The sequence below is a fragment of the Nocardia sp. NPDC060249 genome (assembly GCF_042728755.1).
Lineage (GTDB): Bacteria > Actinomycetota > Actinomycetes > Mycobacteriales > Mycobacteriaceae > Nocardia.
Genome location: NZ_JBHXAQ010000003.1, coordinates 147,758 through 165,200, shown reverse-complemented (window position 1 = coordinate 165,200; position 17,443 = coordinate 147,758). Strand labels below are relative to the sequence as shown.

Below are 17,443 nucleotides of genomic sequence, written 5' to 3'. Positions count from 1 at the left end.
AGTTAGGAAGGGACGCAGCATGAGTGCGCCGCAGATCGAAGACGTACTCGCGCTGAGCCCGCTGCAGGAGGGGCTGTTCTCGCTGTCCCGGCTGACGGGCACCGAGATCGACCTGTACACGATGCAGTTCGTGGTCGATATCGACGGCCCGCTCGACACCGGCCTGCTGCGTCGTAGCGCGCAGGCCATGCTGGACCGGCATCCGAACCTGCGCGCCGCGTTCTGGGACACCGATGTGCCCAAACCGGTGCAGATCATCCCCTCGCGCGCGGAGTTGCCGTGGGCCGAACGGGCCGCGCTCGCCACGGAATTCGACGCGATCGCCGAATCCGAGCGCCGCGTCCCGTTCGCGCTGAGCCGTGGTCCCGCGCTGCGGGTGCTGCTGCTCGACGTCACCGACGCACCCGAGCCGCGCAAGCGGATGATCCTCACCGCCCACCACATCCTGATGGACGGCTGGGCGGTCGCGGTGTTCTTCACCGAGCTGCTCGCCGTCTACCGGGCGGGCGGCACCCTCGACGGTCTGCCCGCGCCCCGTCCCTACCGTGACTACATCGGCTGGCTCGGCGCGCAGGACCACGACGCCGCGGCCCGCCGCTGGGCCGAGTACCTACAGCAGGTGAGCGCGCCGCTGGTGTTGGCCGACGGCACCGGCGATCGTGGCTCCGCCGTGCCGGAGACCACGCGACTGCGGCTGTCCGCCACCGAGACCGGGCAATTGCAGCAGTGGGCGCGCACCAACGGGATGACGCTGAACACCGCCGTCCAGTTCGCCTGGACGCTGCTGCTCGGCCGCATCACCGACCGTCGTGATGTCGTCTACGGCACCACCATCTCCGGCCGCCCCGAGAAGCTCACGGGCGTCGAAGGCATGGTCGGGCTGTTCATCAACACCGTTCCGGTCGTGCACCGCCTCGACTCCGCCGAGCCTGTCGTCGCGCAATGCGCGCGCCTGCAACGTGATTCGGCCACCATGCGCGACATCGGATACCTCAGCCTGTCGACCCTGCAGCGCGCGGCCGGTCACGGCGCCCTGTTCGACACCCTGTTCGTCTTCGAGAACGCCCCCATCGACGACGCCATCCAGACGGTCACCGCCCCCGACGGCGCCCGGTTCCGGCCGATCGAGATGGAAAGCCTCGCGCACTACCCGCTCACGGTCGTCTCCCACCTGAGCGATGGCGAACTGCTTGTCCTCGTCGAAGCGATACCCGCGCTCCTCGGCCATCTCGACCCCGCCGACCTCGGCGCTCGCATGCTCACCATTCTGCGCACGCTGCCCTCGCTCGACGCTGCCGCGACCACCGAGGCGATCGATCTGCTCACCGCCGCCGAGCATGCCGAACTCGTCAGCGCCGCAGCGGATCTCACCGAGGCCCCGACAGCCACCCCGTGGGAACTGTTCGAGCGGCAGGTGACCGCCGACCCGAACGCGATCGCCCTCACCACCACCTCCGGCGAGGTGTACACCTACCGCGCGCTGCACGAGCAGGCCTGCCGGATGGCGGGGGAGTTCGCCGCCCACGGCGTCACCCCGGAAACCGTTGTCGCCCTGATGCTCCCGCGCGGACCGCGCGCGATCATCGCGATCATGGCCACCTTCGCCGCAGGCGCCGCCTATGTGCCGGTGGACATCTCACTCCCGGCCGGACGCATCGAATCGATTCTGCGCCAATCGAACCCGACGCTCGCTGTCATCCTCGGCGCGGATCGCGCGCTGCTGGACGCGACGAACCTCGACATTGTGTCGGTCGACAGCGATGCGCCTCTCGGCGAGAAGATCGTCGAGACCGGACACGGTGACGGCGCGGTCGCGGGCGGCTCCGGAGGTTCGGATGCCGTCGTTCCGTCGCCGGCCGATCGGCGAGCAGTCCAGGTATTGGCGCTCGACCAGCCCGCCGTCCTGGCACGGATCGCGGCCAGGTCGGCCCAGGCACCTACCGTGCGTCGTGAACTCGACCACAGCGCTTACATCATCTTCACCTCCGGCTCCACCGGCGAACCCAAGGGCGTCGTCGGCACGAACGCCGCCCTGGCGGGTTACTTCGCCGATCACCTGGAACGCTTCTACCGTCCGGCGATGCGCAAGCTCGGCCGCCCACTGCGCATCGCGCACGCCTGGTCGCTCGGCTTCGACGCCTCCTGGCAGCCGATGGTCGGGTTCTTCGCCGGGCAGGCGCTGCACCTGTTCGACGCCGAGGAGATGCGTGACGCGCACCGCATCGTCTCCGGCATGGCCAAATTCGGCATCGACATGATCGACACGACCCCGTCGATGCTCGCCCAGCTGGCGGCAGCGGGCCTGCTCGATCGCGCACTACCGGTGCTGGCCCTCGGCGGCGAAGCGATCGACACCGCACTGTGGGCACGGTTGCGCGCGCTCCCCGCAACGGCCGTGTACAACTGCTACGGACCTACCGAGACCACGGTCGAAGCGGTGGTCGCGCCCGTCGCCACCTCCGAAATCCCCACCATCGGCACCGCCAACGGCGGCATGGTCGGCTACGTGCTCGACTCCCGGCTGCGACCGGTCCCGCAGGGCATCGTCGGCGAGCTCTACCTGTCGGGAGTGCAGCTGGCCCGCGGCTACCTCGGCAAACCCGCCATCACCGCGGACCGTTTCGTCGCCGACCCGACGCGCCCCGGCGAGCGCATGTACCGCACCGGCGACCTCGTGCGTCGACTCCCCGGCGCTCGCTTCGGTTACCTCGGCCGCGCCGACGCCCAGGTGAAGGTGCGCGGCTATCGCATCGAGGTCGGCGAGATCGAGACCGCGCTGCGGCGCTCGGCCGATATCGACACCGCCGCGGTGACCGTGGTGCGCCGTGCCGGTGGAGCGTCGCTGGTCGGCTTCGTCGTCGGCAAGGCCGGACGGACCGTGATCGTGAGCCGTGTGCGTGCCGATCTCGCGCAACGCTTGCCCGCGTACATGATTCCCGCGCGGATCGTCGTGCTGGACCAGCTGCCGGTGAACGTCAACGGCAAGCTCGACGGTCCCGCGCTGAACGAGCTCGCCGAGCAGTCGCTCTCGGTCGCCGACAGCTTCGCGGCCGCCGAGACGCCCACCGAGATCGCGCTCAGCGAGCTGTTCGCCGAACTCTTCGACGGCCGCGCCCCCGGCATCGACGCCGACTTCTACGAACTCGGCGTCGACAGCATCGTCGCGATCTCGCTGGTCAACAAGGCCCGTCGCCGCGGCCTCGCGCTCAATCCGCGCATGGTGCTGGCCTGCCCGACCATTCGCGAACTCGCCGCCGCCGTCGAGGACGCGCCGGTCGCCGCCGCGCAGTCCGGCGCCGACGCCTACGGTGTGGTCCCGCCGCTGCCGGTGGTGTCCTGGATGTACGAATACGGCAACTACCGCCGCTTCACCCAGGCCGCGCTCCTGCGTCTGCCCGCTGGAATCGACCGTGCGGCATTGGAATCCACCCTCCAGGCGTTGCTCGACGCGCACGACACCCTGCGCGCGGTGCTCACCGATACGCCGGACGGCCCGCGCATGGTCACGCGCGCGCCCGGCGTGGTGAACGCGGGCGACCTCGTCATCGAAGCACCCCGCGGGCTCGGCGGGGCCCAACTCGACACGGCCATCACGAAATACGCGCGGATCGCCAACGACGCGATCGACCCTCGGGCCGGGGACATGGTTCGGGCAGTGTGGTTCGCGGGTGCCGAGCCGGCCGATGCCGCCGAAGTCGCAGGCGCGACTGATCCGGCAGGCGTCCCGGGCTCCGGCTCCGGTGACGACATCCTGCTGCTCGCAGTACACCACCTCGCGGTCGATGTCGTGTCCTGGCACATCATGCTCGATGCCCTCGCCGCCGCCTGGCAGCAGATCCAAGCCGGCGTGACGCCGAAGATGCTGCCCGAGTTCACCTCCTACCGGCAGTGGTCCGAGGCCATGTGGCAGCGTGCGTCCGCACCGGAAGTCCTTGCCCAGCGCGACTACTGGGCCACGCAGGTCAGGGAGCCCGATGCCGCCCTCGGCTCTCGGCACCCGGCACCGGCCACCGACACCTGGTCGAGCCTGCGCGTCAGCACGGTCGCGACGCCGGTCGCGGTCACCGACCGGCTCCTCGACCGCGTCGGCAAGGACGAGGGCGTCCGCGAGTTCCTTCTCACCGCCCTCACCATCACCATGGCCTCGCTGCACGCCGACAACGGAAACGACCCGGCCGCGGGCGCCCTGATCGCCATGGAGGGCCACGGTCGCGCCGACACAACCCTCGACACCGACACGGCCAACACCCTCGGCTGGTTCACCAGCGTCTTCCCCGTCCGCCTCGGCGTCGGCGACAACGCGGTGGATATCGCCCGCGCACAAGCGGACCCGGCCGCCGCCCGCGCACTGCTCGACTCCGTCTCGACGCATCTGCGCGAAATCCCCAACCAGGGACTGGATTACGGCCTGCTGCGCTACGTCAACCGCGCGGCGGAACTCCGCGCCGCCGCCGAACCCCAGGTCGAGTTCAACTACCTCGGCCGAATCGACCTCAGCGGCAACGAATCCGACCCCTGGTCGTTGCTCGTCGGCAAGCACGACCAGGCCCTGCCCCTCGACCCCGAACCCGACCTCCCCCTGCGATACGCGATCGACGTCATCGCAGGCATCGGCACCACCCCCGAAGGGCCCGCCCTGACCACCAACTTCCGCTGGAGCGCATCCCTGTTCACCGAAAACCAGGCCGCGCGTTTCGCTGAACTCTGGGAGCAGGCGATCATCACGCTCGCCGACGTGGTGAACGGGTAGGGCGCCGATCGCTGGGCGATGTCGGTGCTGTGTGTCCGCATCGTCGTGTCTGGCACGCGGGCTACCTCTCGCTCACGCGGGGCAGGTCAGTCGCTGTGTGGCTTGGCGAACTCCTCGATCAACACGGGATACTGTTCACCGGCGTGACCTGCGGCGATAGACCGATCTGCCATGGCCTTGAACAACTTCGGCAGCTCGGCGTTGACGCCGAGCGCCTCGCACTCCTCGATCACGTGCGCCATCGTTCGCGCGTCGGTCTCCAGAGCCGCCACCTCGGCGGGATAGGAACCACTGTCGATCTGCTCGGCGTAGCCGGGCAGCCAGGTGGCCACCCCGGTCGCCATCATCTGCGCGAACGGGGCGTACGTCGCGGCGTCGACACCGGCGGTCCGGAGCATGGCGGTGCCTTGGAGCCACGCGTTGAGGACGCTCCACATCATGGTCAGACCCGCCACGTCGTACAGGGAGGCCAGGCCGTGGTCGGCGCCGAGATAGGTGACGGTGCCGAGTACTTCGAGGGTTTTCCGGTGTGCGTCGAAGTCGGCCTGTGGACCGCTGTGCAAAATCACCGCGTCGGGAGTTCCGATCGCCTGCGGGATGGCCATGATCGCGCCGTCGAGGTAGCGGGCGCCGCGCTGTTCGAACCAGTGGGCCGTTTCGCGGGCCTGGGCAGAGTCGCCCGAGGTGAGATTGAGCAGGGTCGTGCCGTCGACATCGCTCGCGGCGAACAGATCGCGCACGGCCGGGTAGTCGGTGACGCAGACGATCGTGATCGCGCTCGCCCGCAGGGCGTCACCGATGGCCGGCGCGAGTCGCGCGCCCTCGGCCACCAGGCGGTCGGCCTTGGCGGGCGTCCGATTCCAGACGGTGGTGGGATACCCGGCCGCGAGGAACGCGCCGGCGAGCGATCGACCCATGAGGCCGAGTCCGATGACCCGCACGGGCGTCAACGCCCACCAACTGCGCTACTACGAAGCCCAGGGCCTGATGGTCGCCGACCGCAGCCCGAACGGCTACCGCGAATACGACGACACCGCCCCGCTACGCGTGAAGCAGATCCGCCACCTGCTCGGCGCCGGCCTGTCCTCCGAAGACATCGCCTACCTCCTACCCTGCGCGGAAGGTGAAACCCCCACCCTCCCCGCCTGCCCAGACCTACTGTCCGCCATGCGAACCCGCCTGAACCGCATCGACGACCACATCGACCGCCTCACACAATCCCGCGAAGCCCTGGCCGTCTACATCGCCGCCGCCGAACGCACCACCGGCGACACCTACCCACCCTTCGACGGATCCGAACCGACCCCCGCCTGAGCGATGGTCGTCGGCCGGATCCGGTCGGCAGACCCGACCGCCGAGTGGCTCAGGCTGTCCCCACTCGCCGCCGCAGCAGGCAGAATTCGTTGCCCTCAGGGTCGGCCAGCACGTGCCAGGTTTCGTCGCCGGTCTGTCCGATGTCGACCTTGCGCGCACCCGCACCGAGCAGACGCTCGAGTTCGTCGTCCTGATCGCGGTCGGTGGCGTTCACATCGAGGTGCATCGGCAATTTCCCCCGCCTGGGGTCGGTGCTGACGCTGAACAGCAAAGTGGGCTGCGGCCCACCGAATTCGGTTCCCGGCGAGCCGATCTGGACGTCACTCTCGTCCCGATCCAGCACGACATAGCCGAGCACTTCGCACCAGAAGCCCGCCAGCAGTTCCGGGTCGGCGCAATCGATGACGAGTTCGGTGATCTTGCAAGCCATGAGGCGACCCTACGCCCGCACCCGGCACCTCACGCCTGATGAACACCGGCCTTGGGCCAGACCCCATCGTCCCGATGCCCCCGTATCGCCATCCCCGCCACCCGCACCGTCATGTGGTCGTTCCGCCCGTCCTCCACCCTGACCGAATAATCCACAGCATTGACCCTCAGCACCCGATCGAACCGGTGATCCGCCCCACCGAACTCATAGGTCACCCCCATCGAGTCTTCCGAAGACTTCCGAAAAACCACGTAGATCGCCACAGGCTCCTCCTTTCGGCAGTCGAATGTCGTTGGTCAGCAGCGCATTCGAGTCCGGACACAGCGGTGGCTTATGAGGTGGCCCGATTGAGGATGTCGGTGTAGAGCAGGCGCCCGCCGAGTAGCCGGAGGGCAGCGAGACGGGATTTGGCACGGCCGAGTTTGGTGGTTCGGGCGCCGCGTTCGTAGTAGAAGACGTCCCACCACCCGTCATCTCCCTCGATCAGACACCAAGCTTGTTCGCGCAGTTCACCTTCCGAGACAAGGGACGCGGGCGCATCGACATGGGAGAACCGAGCGAGTTGGGTGATCGGATTCGGGGAGAACACATCGTCGTTCGGAGTCATACCGCAATCTCCTCGATGAATCCCGCGCCGACCAGATCCACGACCGGCATCACGGTGAAGTATTGGTTGCCGCCACCTGGCCTGGCAAACCACGGAGCGACGGGGCCGGACCACACTGGCGTCGGTGTCAGGACTTTCCACCGTCGGTATCCGGATTCGGCGTAGTCGATCGGAAGCGAACGCGCGCCGAAGGGGGTTCCGATGTCGTAGAGCAGTCGAGTGAAGGTGGTGCCGAACGAGTCCATGATCCGACCCGGGGCGAGCCGAGTTGGTGTCCGGTCGGTGGGGGTCGCGAAGCCATCTGGATGGAGTATCGGATCGGGCCAGCGCAGTAGCCGTCTGCCCGCCGAGGCTCCGACGTCATCAGGAGCCACGAACTCCCGCGCCCATTGCGCTTCACGCATACCGCCGAACAGATCACCGTCATCGAGAATCGATTGAACAGCCGGACTGCTGATCGGCGCGCCGCCGACAGATCCGGCAGTACCGCGACCCGGTGCCAGTGGCTGTGACCCGTCGAGCGCTCCGCCGATCAACCCGAGGAAGCCGTAACACGCAGCGGCTTCGGTGTCGTATACGCACAGGTCGTGTGGGCCGCCACGTTCGTACCAAAAGGCTTCGAACGAGCCGTCTCGGCCTGGTACCAAGCAGTAATGGTCGTCGCGAAGTCTCCCGACCGAGGCAACCGAGTCGGGCACACCAAGTCCCCGCAAGATCATGGTGAGTTCGTCGATGTTCACGATGAAACCTCTTCTAGCTCAGTCGGAGAACGCGGCTTCGAGCTCGCTGTCGATACGTTCCTGCTCGGTATCGTCGAGCAGGACCGGCTCAAAACTGCGCGATCGGGCATGGTCGATGAACTCGGCGGGAACCGCGATTCCGTACTCCCGCACGAAGTATCCCCAGTATGTGGACCACACCCACGTGCCGTCGCTCGACATCCCGGTCGGTACGCCGTGGTCACGTGCCGGGTCGAGCGGGTCGGCCATCGACTGGGTCGTGACCAACGATTGACACTCCAGCAGGTAATGCGAAAGCGGTTCGCGGAGTTCGTTGTCCAGGCATCCGACGAGGTCGGCCAAGCTGACTTCCGGCCACCCGTCGATGCCTTCGCGAGGGTCCTCCGAAAAATTGGGCAGTAGTTTCAACACTCAGCCTTCCCACTCGGAACGGTCCAATTCCTCGACTCTGCCGTCGGGGTGGAATCGATGGCATGTGTCAGGCAATCGTGGTACTTGCCATGGGCTGATACTCCGCAGTCTGGCATCAACCCCGAGTCTGCCTCGGGACGTGTAGAGGTATCCATCCGGCGCTACCACCGGCGTGCCGAGCGCTTGGGCAAGACTTCGTGCGAAATTGCCGTCGAGCCGTCCGGTATTGCAGGACAACAACCGGATGGGAGTGCCGGGTACATAGTCCGATCGATGGCGGATCAAATTAGCCAGCTCTCGCGCAGACATTGTTCCTCCTCCGGTCGAGTCCATGTTCACGCTGTCCGGCCGCCCATGCGCAACAACATCGTAGTGCCCCGCAAGTGGCGGAACACTCTGTACGTCCTGGTAGAAGCGATCGGTCGCGGACATAATCGAGAACCCTGGGCGGTCGTCCGCGAACGGATGAGTGGTGGGAGACGCCGCGGGGTTGCCACGTTCTTCCAAGCCTTCGGCAGTCGGGACATCGACGTCAGAACCGGAAGTAGGTGCGTGAGGAAGGGGATCGACTTCTCTCAGATATCCGGCATCGATAAGTGCCTGCACGCTGACCGGAAGATGGTGCTGCGATCCGAGCCCAGGTTCTCCCATCTGGGGAGCGATGCCGCCCTGCCACACAGGCAATGGCCGTAGGACCTCGTATTGGTGGTACGACTCACCGTCGAGGTTGGTCGGCGGCAGCGCTCGTTGCGGGTACGGAACACCCGCAGGTGATGTGAACCTGCCAGAAGGCCCACCGAATCGGTCGATGACCTCGCCCGGTTGGAGCACGGCCGGGTGACGGTCGGTCGGGCTGGAGAAGCCCTGCGGATATAGATTGCCGTCCGCCCAAGCGGGATCGCCGTTCGGGCCGGCGATCGACCGCATCCAGGCGTCGCGGCCAACTCCGTGGAATGGGTCCCAGCCGTCGGGCAGCAGCGCGTCCACAGCGGGATTGCCGCGGCCGACGCCGGGCGGTGGATCCGGAAAGGCTCCCGTCCTGGTGCGGTGATCCCTCGCGATGGCCGACAGTTGGCTGTCGAGGGCTCGTAGTTGTTGAAGTTCGGCCTCGTCCATGTCTGGATGGACGAGCTCGTCGGTAGTTACCGGTAGTCCGTTGGGTTGAAAGTAATCGGCGACGGGCAGCGACGTGTCGCTGGTGTCGTGGCCTGCTACCGACGCGTTGTCCGAGTCCAGAGTCGAGGTCGTTCGGTAGTCGGTCGCCTGTGCGTCGATGTCGGTGGTGGATTCAGCCGCGTGTGCGAGCCAGGGTGGGAGGGAAGTCGGGACGAGCGTGGCACGGTCGATCTCGTTGCTGAGCTGTTGAAGATCGCTCGGCGAGAGGGTGCCGGCGGAACTCGGAGCCAACCCGAGCTGACCGCGCAGCTGTGACGTCAGAGCTGTGACGTCTGCGTTCGGGTGAGTGGTGCCGGGTCGCCCCGTGTCGTCCACCCTTACCTGCATCTCGGCATCGGCCGGGTTATCCACGGGAACGAGGTCGACCATGAACCATTCCCCGTTGGGGAACTGGCTGCCCTGGTTGAACGTGGTGTCGGTTGCTTGTTGTAGCTGTTCGCCGAGGTCCGCCAACGACTGGGATCCGACACCTGGCCCAGATGCGACGTTGACGTTGATGCGTGCGACTGTGACCGGCTGGCCGAGCGCATCGGGGTAGCGGTCGACTTGATACCTGCGGCCCCCGCTGGGTGCTCTGACTGTGACGGACCGTCCGATCTCGGGGGTCTCTGTGCGCAACAGTTCGCGTGCGCGGCGGGCCTGATCAGCCGGACCGTTCGTCGTGCTCGGACTGCCATCTGACGGCGCAGTCGAACCGGACAGTGCAGGGGTGACTCCGGTGTCCCTCGCTGCCGTTGCGTCGATTCCCGCATCGGCCGGGTGGCTCGCGTCCGACGAGTCGACTACACCTCGAATGTCTCCGTTGTCGGCCACGTGCCGTTGCGCTGCCGGCTCCACGCCGCCCTCGCGGCCACCATCGGTGCCAACGGTGTGTACGGAGTGGCTTCCAGGGTCACCTTGTCGATGGTCAGATTGAGGTCTTCTCTGGTCGGCGGGGTTGTCGCCAGCGATTCGACCGTCACCAGGTACTCGATCGTCTCCGGGTCTTGCCGGATCTGTTGGAGCGTCAGTCGATTCAGTGGGGGATAGATCTGTTCGGCTTGGATCGGAGTCCCGGTCTCGATCGCTGCGTCGTACATCTCGCCGATCGTCGTCAGTGCCAGGCTCGACTGCGTCGTGACCACTCCGGTCTCCTTGTCCACCGCGTAGCTCGCCAGGCCTAGACCCGTCCCCTCCGCGATCTCCGCCGGGGTCAGAATCTCGCGGCAGATCCAGGCGTGTCGGCTCTGAAGGAGACTGAACTCCCGCGCCGGGAATATCTGAGCCAGGTAGTCCCGCACTTGTTCCGCTGTTCGGAGTTGTGGCGGCTCCATTCGCTGCTCCCTGCTGGTCAACCGTCATGAATCTGAACGAAGAGGATTGAGACGTCAGGCTCGCCGGTGGAGAATCCGAGAACGTCCGCTGTTGTGGGTCCCACCAGACTGGACCGCTCGCACCGATCGGGTAGACGATAGCGGTTGCGTGCCCGCCGCCGCCCTGCCAGTCGTTGAGGACCAGTGCCGACGAACCGGGTCCCATCTGGCTGATCCAGTCGTGAAGGGCCTGAAACCGGTCCGGGACGGACTGGTTGGGGTTCGCGAAGGTCTGCCATTGGCCACCGAGCCATGCTGCGGCGCGATCTGGGCCGTTCCGTTCTCCTTGTCGGCTGACAGTTCCGTCGGGAAGCAAATCCACCGTTCGAGGTGCGGAGACTTCTGGTCGGCCGTTGAACGACGCCAGCGCGGCAAGCGAGGCGTCGAGGCAGTTGATATTTCGCCCGGTGACGTGTGGTCCGCCGTCGTTGATCAACCGCCCGTAGGGATTTGTTCTCGGATCGGCACCGACCATGAACCGGTTGCCGTCGCGTAGGGCGTCTTCGACCGCGTGCTGGTGCTGGGGGATTTCGACGCCGCGCAGGTAGCCGGGGGCGAACACTCGCGTCCCCGGCATGTCGGCCAGGGGCGACGGCGTGTTGGCTCGGGCGATGTCGTTGCTGATCGCGCGAAGGTCGTCGGGGCTCAGCGGTGTGTCCGGTGTGCTCCGCGGCAAGCCCATGTGCTCGCGGAGGTCGTTGGACAGGTCGAACGGGTGTTGCTGCAAATTGAGCCGCAGGTCGGCGGCAGCGGGGTCGGTCGTCAGCTCGAGGTCGACGAGGAACTGGTCGCCGCTGTGGAGGTCCTGTGCATGGTTGAAGGCCGCATCGACTGCGCGCTGGGCGAATTCGATCTCCTGGCTCAGTTCGGCTGGAGACATCAGGTGCGTGTTGGGGATGTGGGCGCGGATCGTGGCCACCGAGACCCATCGGTTGCCGACCTGGAAGCGGCGAATCCGGTAGGAGGGGCGCGGTTGGGTCGGATTCTTGTTCGCGCCGACGGTGGTTGTTCGGCCGTCGTGCGGCGGTTGATGGCGTAGTGCGTCGCGCAAGGGGCGGGCATCGGGACTGTAACCCGGGTCGGGTGATCCGTTTGCCGGGGCAGGCGTTGGATTCGAAGGTGTTGCAGGCGTGGTGTTTTGCGGTGTCGTCTGGGCAGCGTTGGTGGGAGTGGTGGTGCTCGGCCGGCTGTCGGGACTCGTCGCCGGGCGCGTTTCGGGGGTTGTCGGCGGGGTCGGTGGGGCCGTGGGTTGTGGGGTTCCGGTGGTTGCCGGGGGCGTCGTGATCGATCTGGGCGACGACGATGCTGATGGTGGGATCTGGCTGATCGGGGGCGTCGACGTGGGTGTCGGTGAGGCAGTGGGTGGCGGCGTCGACGTGGTGGGTGTTGCTGCGGGGTTCGCGGTTTGGGGCGCTGTCGCGGTGGTGGCGGTCGCTGTCGATGTGTCCGTCGTGGAGGACGGCCGAGTGATGTCGGCCGGGGTGTGGGTGGGATTGTTCGAAGGGGTTGCCGGTTGGGAGGTTGTGGAGAGCGGCGAACCGGTGGTTGCGGCGGGAGTCGAAGTCGGTGATTGCTGTGGGGTCGACTCCTGCGTGGGTGTCGATGTGTTCGGTTGTTGGGTGGTCGAATCCGGAGTGTTGGTGGGGGCTGGTGTCGTGGGTTGGGGATTCGCCGGTGATGTGGGGGTGGTGTCGGCTCGCGCGTTGTCGCTCGGCGTCGGGTTCTGTTGTCCGGTAGAGGTATTCGGGGCCGTATCGGTGGGGGCGTTCGGCTGGGTCGAGGAATCCTGGGTCGGGAGGTCCAGCGACGAGCCTGTGGGGTGGGGCGTTGGGGTGTCGCCTGTGGGCGATGTGTTCGTGGGGTTGTTCGAGGGCGAGGTTTCGCCGGCAGACGGTGTTTCGGTGGGGGCGTTGCTGTTCGGGGTCGATGGCGACTCGCCGGTCTGGGGTGTAGCGGTGGGGGTGTCGCTGCTCGGGTTCGATGGTGTGGTGTCACCGGTCGGTGGGGTCGGGTTGGACCCGTTGCCGTTCGGGCTGGACGGTGTCGTGTCGCCGGGGGAGGGGGATCCGTTGGACGAGGGCGCGGTTTGCCCGGTGTCGGTGGATCCGTTGTTGTTCGGGCTCGACGGTGTGGAGTCGCCAGTGGGCGAAGTGTCGTTCGCGCCGTTGCCATTGGGGCTCGAAGGTGCGGATTCTCCCGGTGCCGAGGTGTTGGGCGAACCGTTTTGTGGGGTTGCGCCGTCCCCGGTGGGAGCGGTGGATGCTGGGTTCGTCGACCCGCCGTTGTTCGGCGTTGCCGGCGCGTTCGGGCCGGTGTTGTCGGATGCGTTCGGGCTCTGATCACCGGACGGGGTATCGGTCCCCGCGGGCGTGGTGGAGCCGGGAACGTCGGTGCCCAGATCGGGAACGGTGGGGGCCGTGCTGTTTCCACCGTGGCTGCTGGATTCCAGCGCGCTCTGGACGCCACCGGCGCCAGCACTGGTGAAGGTGTCCACGCCTACATCCAGTTTGAATTCCTGGCCGAGAAAGGCCGCGCCGACTCCCGCGGTGGCGACCTGGGCGGAGAGGTCGGCGCCCAGTTCGGTGACGGTGCCGCCGACGACCTTGCCCGCGAGTTTGCCCGCGGTCGAGGACGCGACATCGCCGAGCGCGCCGGTGCCGCCGCCGAGCAGGCCGCCTGCCGCACCGCCGACCGCGCCGCCGAAAGTAGCCAGGCCCAGATCGGTCCAGCCGAACTTGTCGGTGGAGCGGTCGCCCTTGGCTACCTGGATCAGCCGTGCGCCGAGATCGGTGCCGCCTTCCTCGAGTGCTTCGAACGCGGCGCCGCGCAGCGCTAACCGGGCGGCTGCCTTGGCGGCGCCGCGGGTGAGCATGCGGGCGATGAGCTGCTTGATCGCCACCCGCACCGCGACCTGGGCGGCCACCCGGGCGGCCACACCGGCGACGGCGCCGACACCTGTCCACGAGGTCGCGATCGCCGCACCGATCTCCACCGCGGCGATGACCATCGTCGCGATGATCACCAGTTTGGTGTGCTCGATATCGTTGGCGCCGTCTTCGAGTAGTTCGGCCTGTTTCGCACACCACTGGCGAACAGCGGTGAAGGTTGCTTCGTCGCCCGACAGCAGCTTGTCGCGGTAAGCGGTGATGGCGGTGTGGGTTTCGCCTTCGGACAGCGCTGTCAGGGCGGCGTTCAGTGCGAGGGCGGCGTTGTCGTCGACCGTGTCGAGGGTGTTGGCCATGGCGGTCCATCCGTCGGCGACCCGGCGCATCGCCGTTTCGTCACCTTCGGGCCAATCACCCGCGCCGAGAATATATTTGGCCACCCAGGCGAGCTCGTCGGGGATCTCGATGCCCACTACAGCGACCCCGTGGCCTTGTCGATCTCACCGGCGCGCGTCGTGTCCTGAGTCTGTAGTGCTTCGGCGACTGTGACCATGTTCTCGCCGAGTTGGGTCATCACCGTCGCCAGGCCGGTCACCGCCTTCTGGCCGGGCTCGACGCCGGGAGTGTAGTTCTTGGCGAACGACTGGCCGATCTCGTCGCTGCCCCAGCACTCACCCTCCGCCGCGATCATGGCCGCCAGCTTCTGGGCGCCGGTGGTGATCGTGTCGGCGACCGAGGTGAACGACGGCTGTGTGCCGCGCAGCGCTTGCGGGTCGGCTTTCAGCGAGCTCATCGGAGGTATCCGCGGTTGCGGAAGTATTCGCCTTCTTCGTCGTCGGTGTCATCGACGAGGCTGTGAGGTGAGTCGGTGACCGGTTCGGGGGCCGGTGGCGGTGGCGGCGTCAGCTGGGCGATGAGGTCTTTCATGCTGGGGGCGCCCGGGATCAGGTCGGGGAGGTCCGGCATGTTCGCGCTCAGATCCGACAGCGGGGCGAGGGCTTGCTCTTGGATCTGGGCGGCTTGCGCGGCTACCTGAGCTATCGCCTCGGTTACCGATCGGCCGAGCGACTCCGGGGTCGACCGTTTGAAGGCGTCCGGCTCGATGTGGACCTCGGAGATCCCCGCGATGGTGCCGGAGGCGCGGACCAGCCCGTCCGCCGACCAGGCGGTCGCGAGCTGGGTGGCCTGGGACCGGGCGTCGAGCAGAGCCGCCTTCTCAGCGGTGAAGGTATCCAGCATCGAATCGATCTGCGCACGCAGAGCGTTGTTCGATGCCTGTGTCGGCGCCGACCAATCGTCGTTCATGAGACCCTCGATCTGTCAGGAAGCACGTCATGAGTTTGGACGCGCGGCAGACGCCGGAGGTTGCATGATGTGACGTAGGTCTCACCATATGGCGGTGAGGTCAGGGGGCGGGGGAGCCGATGATGATGCTGCCGACGTTGCACTCTTCGAGTTCGTCGAGGCCGGTGGCCGCGGCGAAGGCGGAGGTGTCGCTGAAGCCTTGGGCGACGACGCCGAGGTGCATGGCGGTCGCGGCGAGGTAGACGGTCTGCATGAGGACGCCGACGTGCTTGAGGATGTTGGCGTAGGCGACCTGTTCGTAGCTCCACATGACCCGGCCCGCGCGGGCCGAAACCAGCAGCAGGACTTGTGGTTGCGCGCCGCCTGCCAGGGTCGCCGAGGTGGATTTGAGGAGCTTCTGGACGGCGGGGGCGTCGGCGGGCGCGACGGGGCGCAGGGCGTGGGCGGCCGAATCGTAGTGGTACATGCCGTTTTCCAGTCCCACGACATTGCGCACCACTGGGTAGATCTCGAGTTCGTAGGCGCCGCCGCCGGAGGGGTAGGGGCGGGAGCCGTCTTCGCGGGTGCGGGCGGTGCGGAACAGCAGTTCGCCCAGCTGAACCGAGGTGATGGGGGCGGCGTCGTCGAAGGCGCGGGTGGAGACGCGGTCTTCGATGGTGGCGGCCAGGCTCGGATCCGACACGCGCAGCGACACCAGATCCGGCGACGCCAGGGCGACCGGCTCGCCATCGAATGACGCACGGCGCAAGGGCAATTCGGGGAACTGGCCGTCGGCCCAGCGGGTGGGGCCGAAATCGTCCCAGGTCACCGTGCGGGCGCCGAGCGTGCTGCGGCGGTGGAACCACAGGTCGGGGGTGTTCCAGGAGCGGGTGGTGAACTCGCGCTCTTCCTCGTCGCCGTCGACCAGGAAGCCGCACCACTGCAGGTCGGCCATGAACTGGGTCTTCACGGCGGCGGGCACGGGTGAATCGGCGGCGAGGGGGCCGTCGAGCAGGGCGAGCAGACGCGGGTCGTGGATGCGCAGGTCGCACCACGCCCGGGGGTGTTCGAGGACGAAGCCCTGGTTGTCACGGTGCAGGACAGCGAACTTCGACAGGGTCGCCGACCAGGTGGGCAGCGCCACGGTCGGGCGCGGGGCGGGGTCGGCGAAGGGGCGGATGCTGTAGAGGTCACGGCCGCCGTCGCGGACTGTCACCGAGAGCCAGCCGCCGTCGGTGAGCTTGCGCATCAGGGCGGTGATGTCGTCGCCGGCCGCCGCGGTCGCCATTTCCGCCGCGGTCGCCGGGCCCTGGTTCAAGGTTTTCAGCGCTTGCAGCGCCCCCGCGCCCAGCCCGGTCAGCTTCTCGTTGCGCGGCGGATTGAGCAGCACCGCACCGGCGGGCGTCGTCAGGCAGGTGACGCCCGCACGCAGGGCGAAGCGGGTCTGGGCGGGGTAAGCGGAGGCGAGCACGGTGAAATCCTCAGGGGTAGAACCGGTCTGGGGCGGAGCCTATTTCGCGGCGGCGGCGAACGCGGGCTCCAGCTTGTCCAGCATGTACGGCACCGACAGTGCGCTGGGCTGGTTGATCGCGCTGATCTCCTGTGTGGTCAGGAACACGACCGAACCCTTGCGCACCGACGGCAGATCGGCGTAGCCCGGCAGCTGCCGGTACTTCTCGTCGAGGCCGGGGGAGTAGCCGGCCAGCAGCAGGTCGGCGGTGAGCTCGTCGACCTTCTCCGGCGACAGTGCCAGGCGGCCCTGGTTGGCGGGCAGCGCGGTGAGGTTGGCCGGGATGCCCATGCCGAGGGCGGTGAACACCTTGGCCGAGCCGTCGTTGGGGTCGGTGAGCACCATCAGCTGCGAGGGGCTCGCGAGCCAGGTGCTGGCGAAGGTCTTGCCCTTCAGGCCGGGGTTGGCGGTCGCGATGGCGGCGACCTTGTCGTCGACCTTCTTGATCACCGCGCTCGCGTCGGACTCCTTGTGCAGCACCTTGCCCAACGCGGCGACCTGGTCCTGCCACGGGGTGACAGCGTCCTTGGTCAGCGCGGGCAGGGTCGGAGCGACCTTGGACAGATCGTCGTAGGTCTTCTGGTCGGCGATGAACGGGTCGGCCAGGATCAGGTCCGGCTCGAGCGCCGCGACCTGCTCGGCGATATTGCCGGTGGTGTTGAGGGCGGTGGCCGTCTTCAGGGACTCCGGCGTCCACGGCGGGGTGCTCTTGGACACCGCGGAGACGTTGTCGATGTAGCCGACGGGGACCACGCCGAGCGCCAGCGAGCTGTCGAGCCACTGGTTGCCGAGGGCGACGATCTTCTTCGGGGTACCGGGGACGGTGGTCTCGCCGCGGGCGTGGGTGATGGTCACCGCTTCGCCACCGGTCGAGGATTCGTCGGACGAGCTACAGGCCGTGATACCACCGAAGGCGAGGGTGCTCGCCAGCACGGCTACCGCCGTGCGGCGCCACCCGCGTGAAGTCCGAGCAGTCATCGTTGC

General features: G+C 67.4%; 13 protein-coding genes. 2 read left to right on the top strand and 11 right to left on the bottom strand.

Translation table 11 applies throughout. From position 1 onward, the window contains the following. Positions 1 to 19 precede the first annotated feature (19 nt). Positions 20 to 4,750, top strand: a complete 4,731-nt coding sequence (locus tag ACFWFP_RS14620; RefSeq protein WP_379295247.1) for a condensation domain-containing protein — start codon at positions 20 to 22, stop codon at positions 4,748 to 4,750. An 86-nt stretch (positions 4,751 to 4,836) separates the two neighbouring features. On the opposite strand, the gene ACFWFP_RS14615 is transcribed toward ACFWFP_RS14620, so the two are convergent. Continuing rightward, positions 4,837 to 5,667 (bottom strand): NAD(P)-dependent oxidoreductase, encoded by an 831-nt coding sequence (locus tag ACFWFP_RS14615; protein WP_379295246.1) that lies wholly within the window; start codon positions 5,665 to 5,667, stop codon positions 4,837 to 4,839. Positions 5,668 to 5,680: 13 nt separating this feature from the next. Here ACFWFP_RS14615 and ACFWFP_RS14610 point away from each other — a divergent pair, with 13 nt between their 5' ends. Next, entirely contained in the window at positions 5,681 to 6,064 is a 384-nt protein-coding gene (locus ACFWFP_RS14610; protein ID WP_379295245.1) for a MerR family transcriptional regulator, read from the top strand. Between the two features lie 49 nt (positions 6,065 to 6,113). Here ACFWFP_RS14610 and ACFWFP_RS14605 read toward each other — a convergent pair whose 3' ends face one another. The 10 genes from ACFWFP_RS14605 to ACFWFP_RS14560 form a co-directional block, all read right to left on the bottom strand. Then, the gene (locus ACFWFP_RS14605; RefSeq protein ID WP_379295244.1) at positions 6,114 to 6,494 is read right to left on the bottom strand and encodes a VOC family protein; all 381 of its coding nucleotides are present in this window, start codon (positions 6,492 to 6,494) and stop codon (positions 6,114 to 6,116) included. A 29-nt stretch (positions 6,495 to 6,523) separates the two neighbouring features. Further along, entirely contained in the window at positions 6,524 to 6,757 is a 234-nt protein-coding gene (locus ACFWFP_RS14600) for a hypothetical protein (protein ID WP_379295243.1), read from the bottom strand. A gap of 68 nt (positions 6,758 to 6,825) precedes the next feature. After that, positions 6,826 to 7,101 carry a hypothetical protein gene (locus ACFWFP_RS14595; protein WP_379295242.1) on the bottom strand — a complete coding sequence of 92 codons (276 nt, stop codon included), beginning with the start codon at positions 7,099 to 7,101 and terminating at the stop codon, positions 6,826 to 6,828. Then, positions 7,098 to 7,841, bottom strand: a complete 744-nt coding sequence (locus ACFWFP_RS14590; protein WP_379295241.1) for a TNT domain-containing protein — start codon at positions 7,839 to 7,841, stop codon at positions 7,098 to 7,100. Before ACFWFP_RS14590 ends, ACFWFP_RS14595 begins: the two co-directional genes overlap by 4 nt. An 18-nt stretch (positions 7,842 to 7,859) precedes the next feature. Then, a complete protein-coding gene (locus ACFWFP_RS14585; protein WP_379295240.1) occupies positions 7,860 to 8,108 on the bottom strand; it encodes a hypothetical protein in 249 nt (82 codons plus the stop codon). 144 nt (positions 8,109 to 8,252) lie between these two features. Next, positions 8,253 to 14,138, bottom strand: a complete 5,886-nt coding sequence (locus tag ACFWFP_RS14580; protein ID WP_379295239.1) for a glycohydrolase toxin TNT-related protein — start codon at positions 14,136 to 14,138, stop codon at positions 8,253 to 8,255. Next, the gene (locus ACFWFP_RS14575; protein ID WP_379295238.1) at positions 14,138 to 14,458 is read right to left on the bottom strand and encodes a hypothetical protein; all 321 of its coding nucleotides are present in this window, start codon (positions 14,456 to 14,458) and stop codon (positions 14,138 to 14,140) included. The genes ACFWFP_RS14580 and ACFWFP_RS14575 overlap by 1 nt, the downstream gene beginning before the upstream one ends. Then, positions 14,455 to 14,970 carry a YbaB/EbfC family DNA-binding protein gene (locus ACFWFP_RS14570; RefSeq protein WP_379295237.1) on the bottom strand — a complete coding sequence of 172 codons (516 nt, stop codon included), beginning with the start codon at positions 14,968 to 14,970 and terminating at the stop codon, positions 14,455 to 14,457. The genes ACFWFP_RS14575 and ACFWFP_RS14570 overlap by 4 nt, the downstream gene beginning before the upstream one ends. Positions 14,971 to 15,070: 100 nt before the next feature. Beyond that, the gene (locus ACFWFP_RS14565) at positions 15,071 to 16,420 is read right to left on the bottom strand and encodes a SagB family peptide dehydrogenase (protein WP_379295236.1); all 1,350 of its coding nucleotides are present in this window, start codon (positions 16,418 to 16,420) and stop codon (positions 15,071 to 15,073) included. Between the two features lie 39 nt (positions 16,421 to 16,459). Further along, positions 16,460 to 17,437: an ABC transporter substrate-binding protein gene (locus tag ACFWFP_RS14560; RefSeq protein ID WP_379295235.1), complete on the bottom strand. Its 978-nt coding sequence runs from the start codon at positions 17,435 to 17,437 to the stop codon at positions 16,460 to 16,462. Positions 17,438 to 17,443: the final 6 nt, after the last annotated feature.

Bases quoted from the DNA above. Each gene is read 5' to 3' on its own strand.
- ACFWFP_RS14620 (WP_379295247.1), top strand. From the start codon at position 20: ATGAGTGCGCCGCAGATCGAAGACGTACTCGCGCTGAGCCCGCTGCAG.
- ACFWFP_RS14615 (WP_379295246.1), bottom strand. From the start codon at position 5,667: ATGGGTCGATCGCTCGCCGGCGCGTTCCTCGCGGCCGGGTATCCCACC.
- ACFWFP_RS14610 (WP_379295245.1), top strand. From the start codon at position 5,681: ATGACCCGCACGGGCGTCAACGCCCACCAACTGCGCTACTACGAAGCC.
- ACFWFP_RS14605 (WP_379295244.1), bottom strand. From the start codon at position 6,494: ATGGCTTGCAAGATCACCGAACTCGTCATCGATTGCGCCGACCCGGAA.
- ACFWFP_RS14595 (WP_379295242.1), bottom strand. From the start codon at position 7,101: ATGACTCCGAACGACGATGTGTTCTCCCCGAATCCGATCACCCAACTC.
- ACFWFP_RS14575 (WP_379295238.1), bottom strand. From the start codon at position 14,458: ATGAGCTCGCTGAAAGCCGACCCGCAAGCGCTGCGCGGCACACAGCCG.
- ACFWFP_RS14570 (WP_379295237.1), bottom strand. From the start codon at position 14,970: ATGAACGACGATTGGTCGGCGCCGACACAGGCATCGAACAACGCTCTG.
- ACFWFP_RS14560 (WP_379295235.1), bottom strand. From the start codon at position 17,437: ATGACTGCTCGGACTTCACGCGGGTGGCGCCGCACGGCGGTAGCCGTG.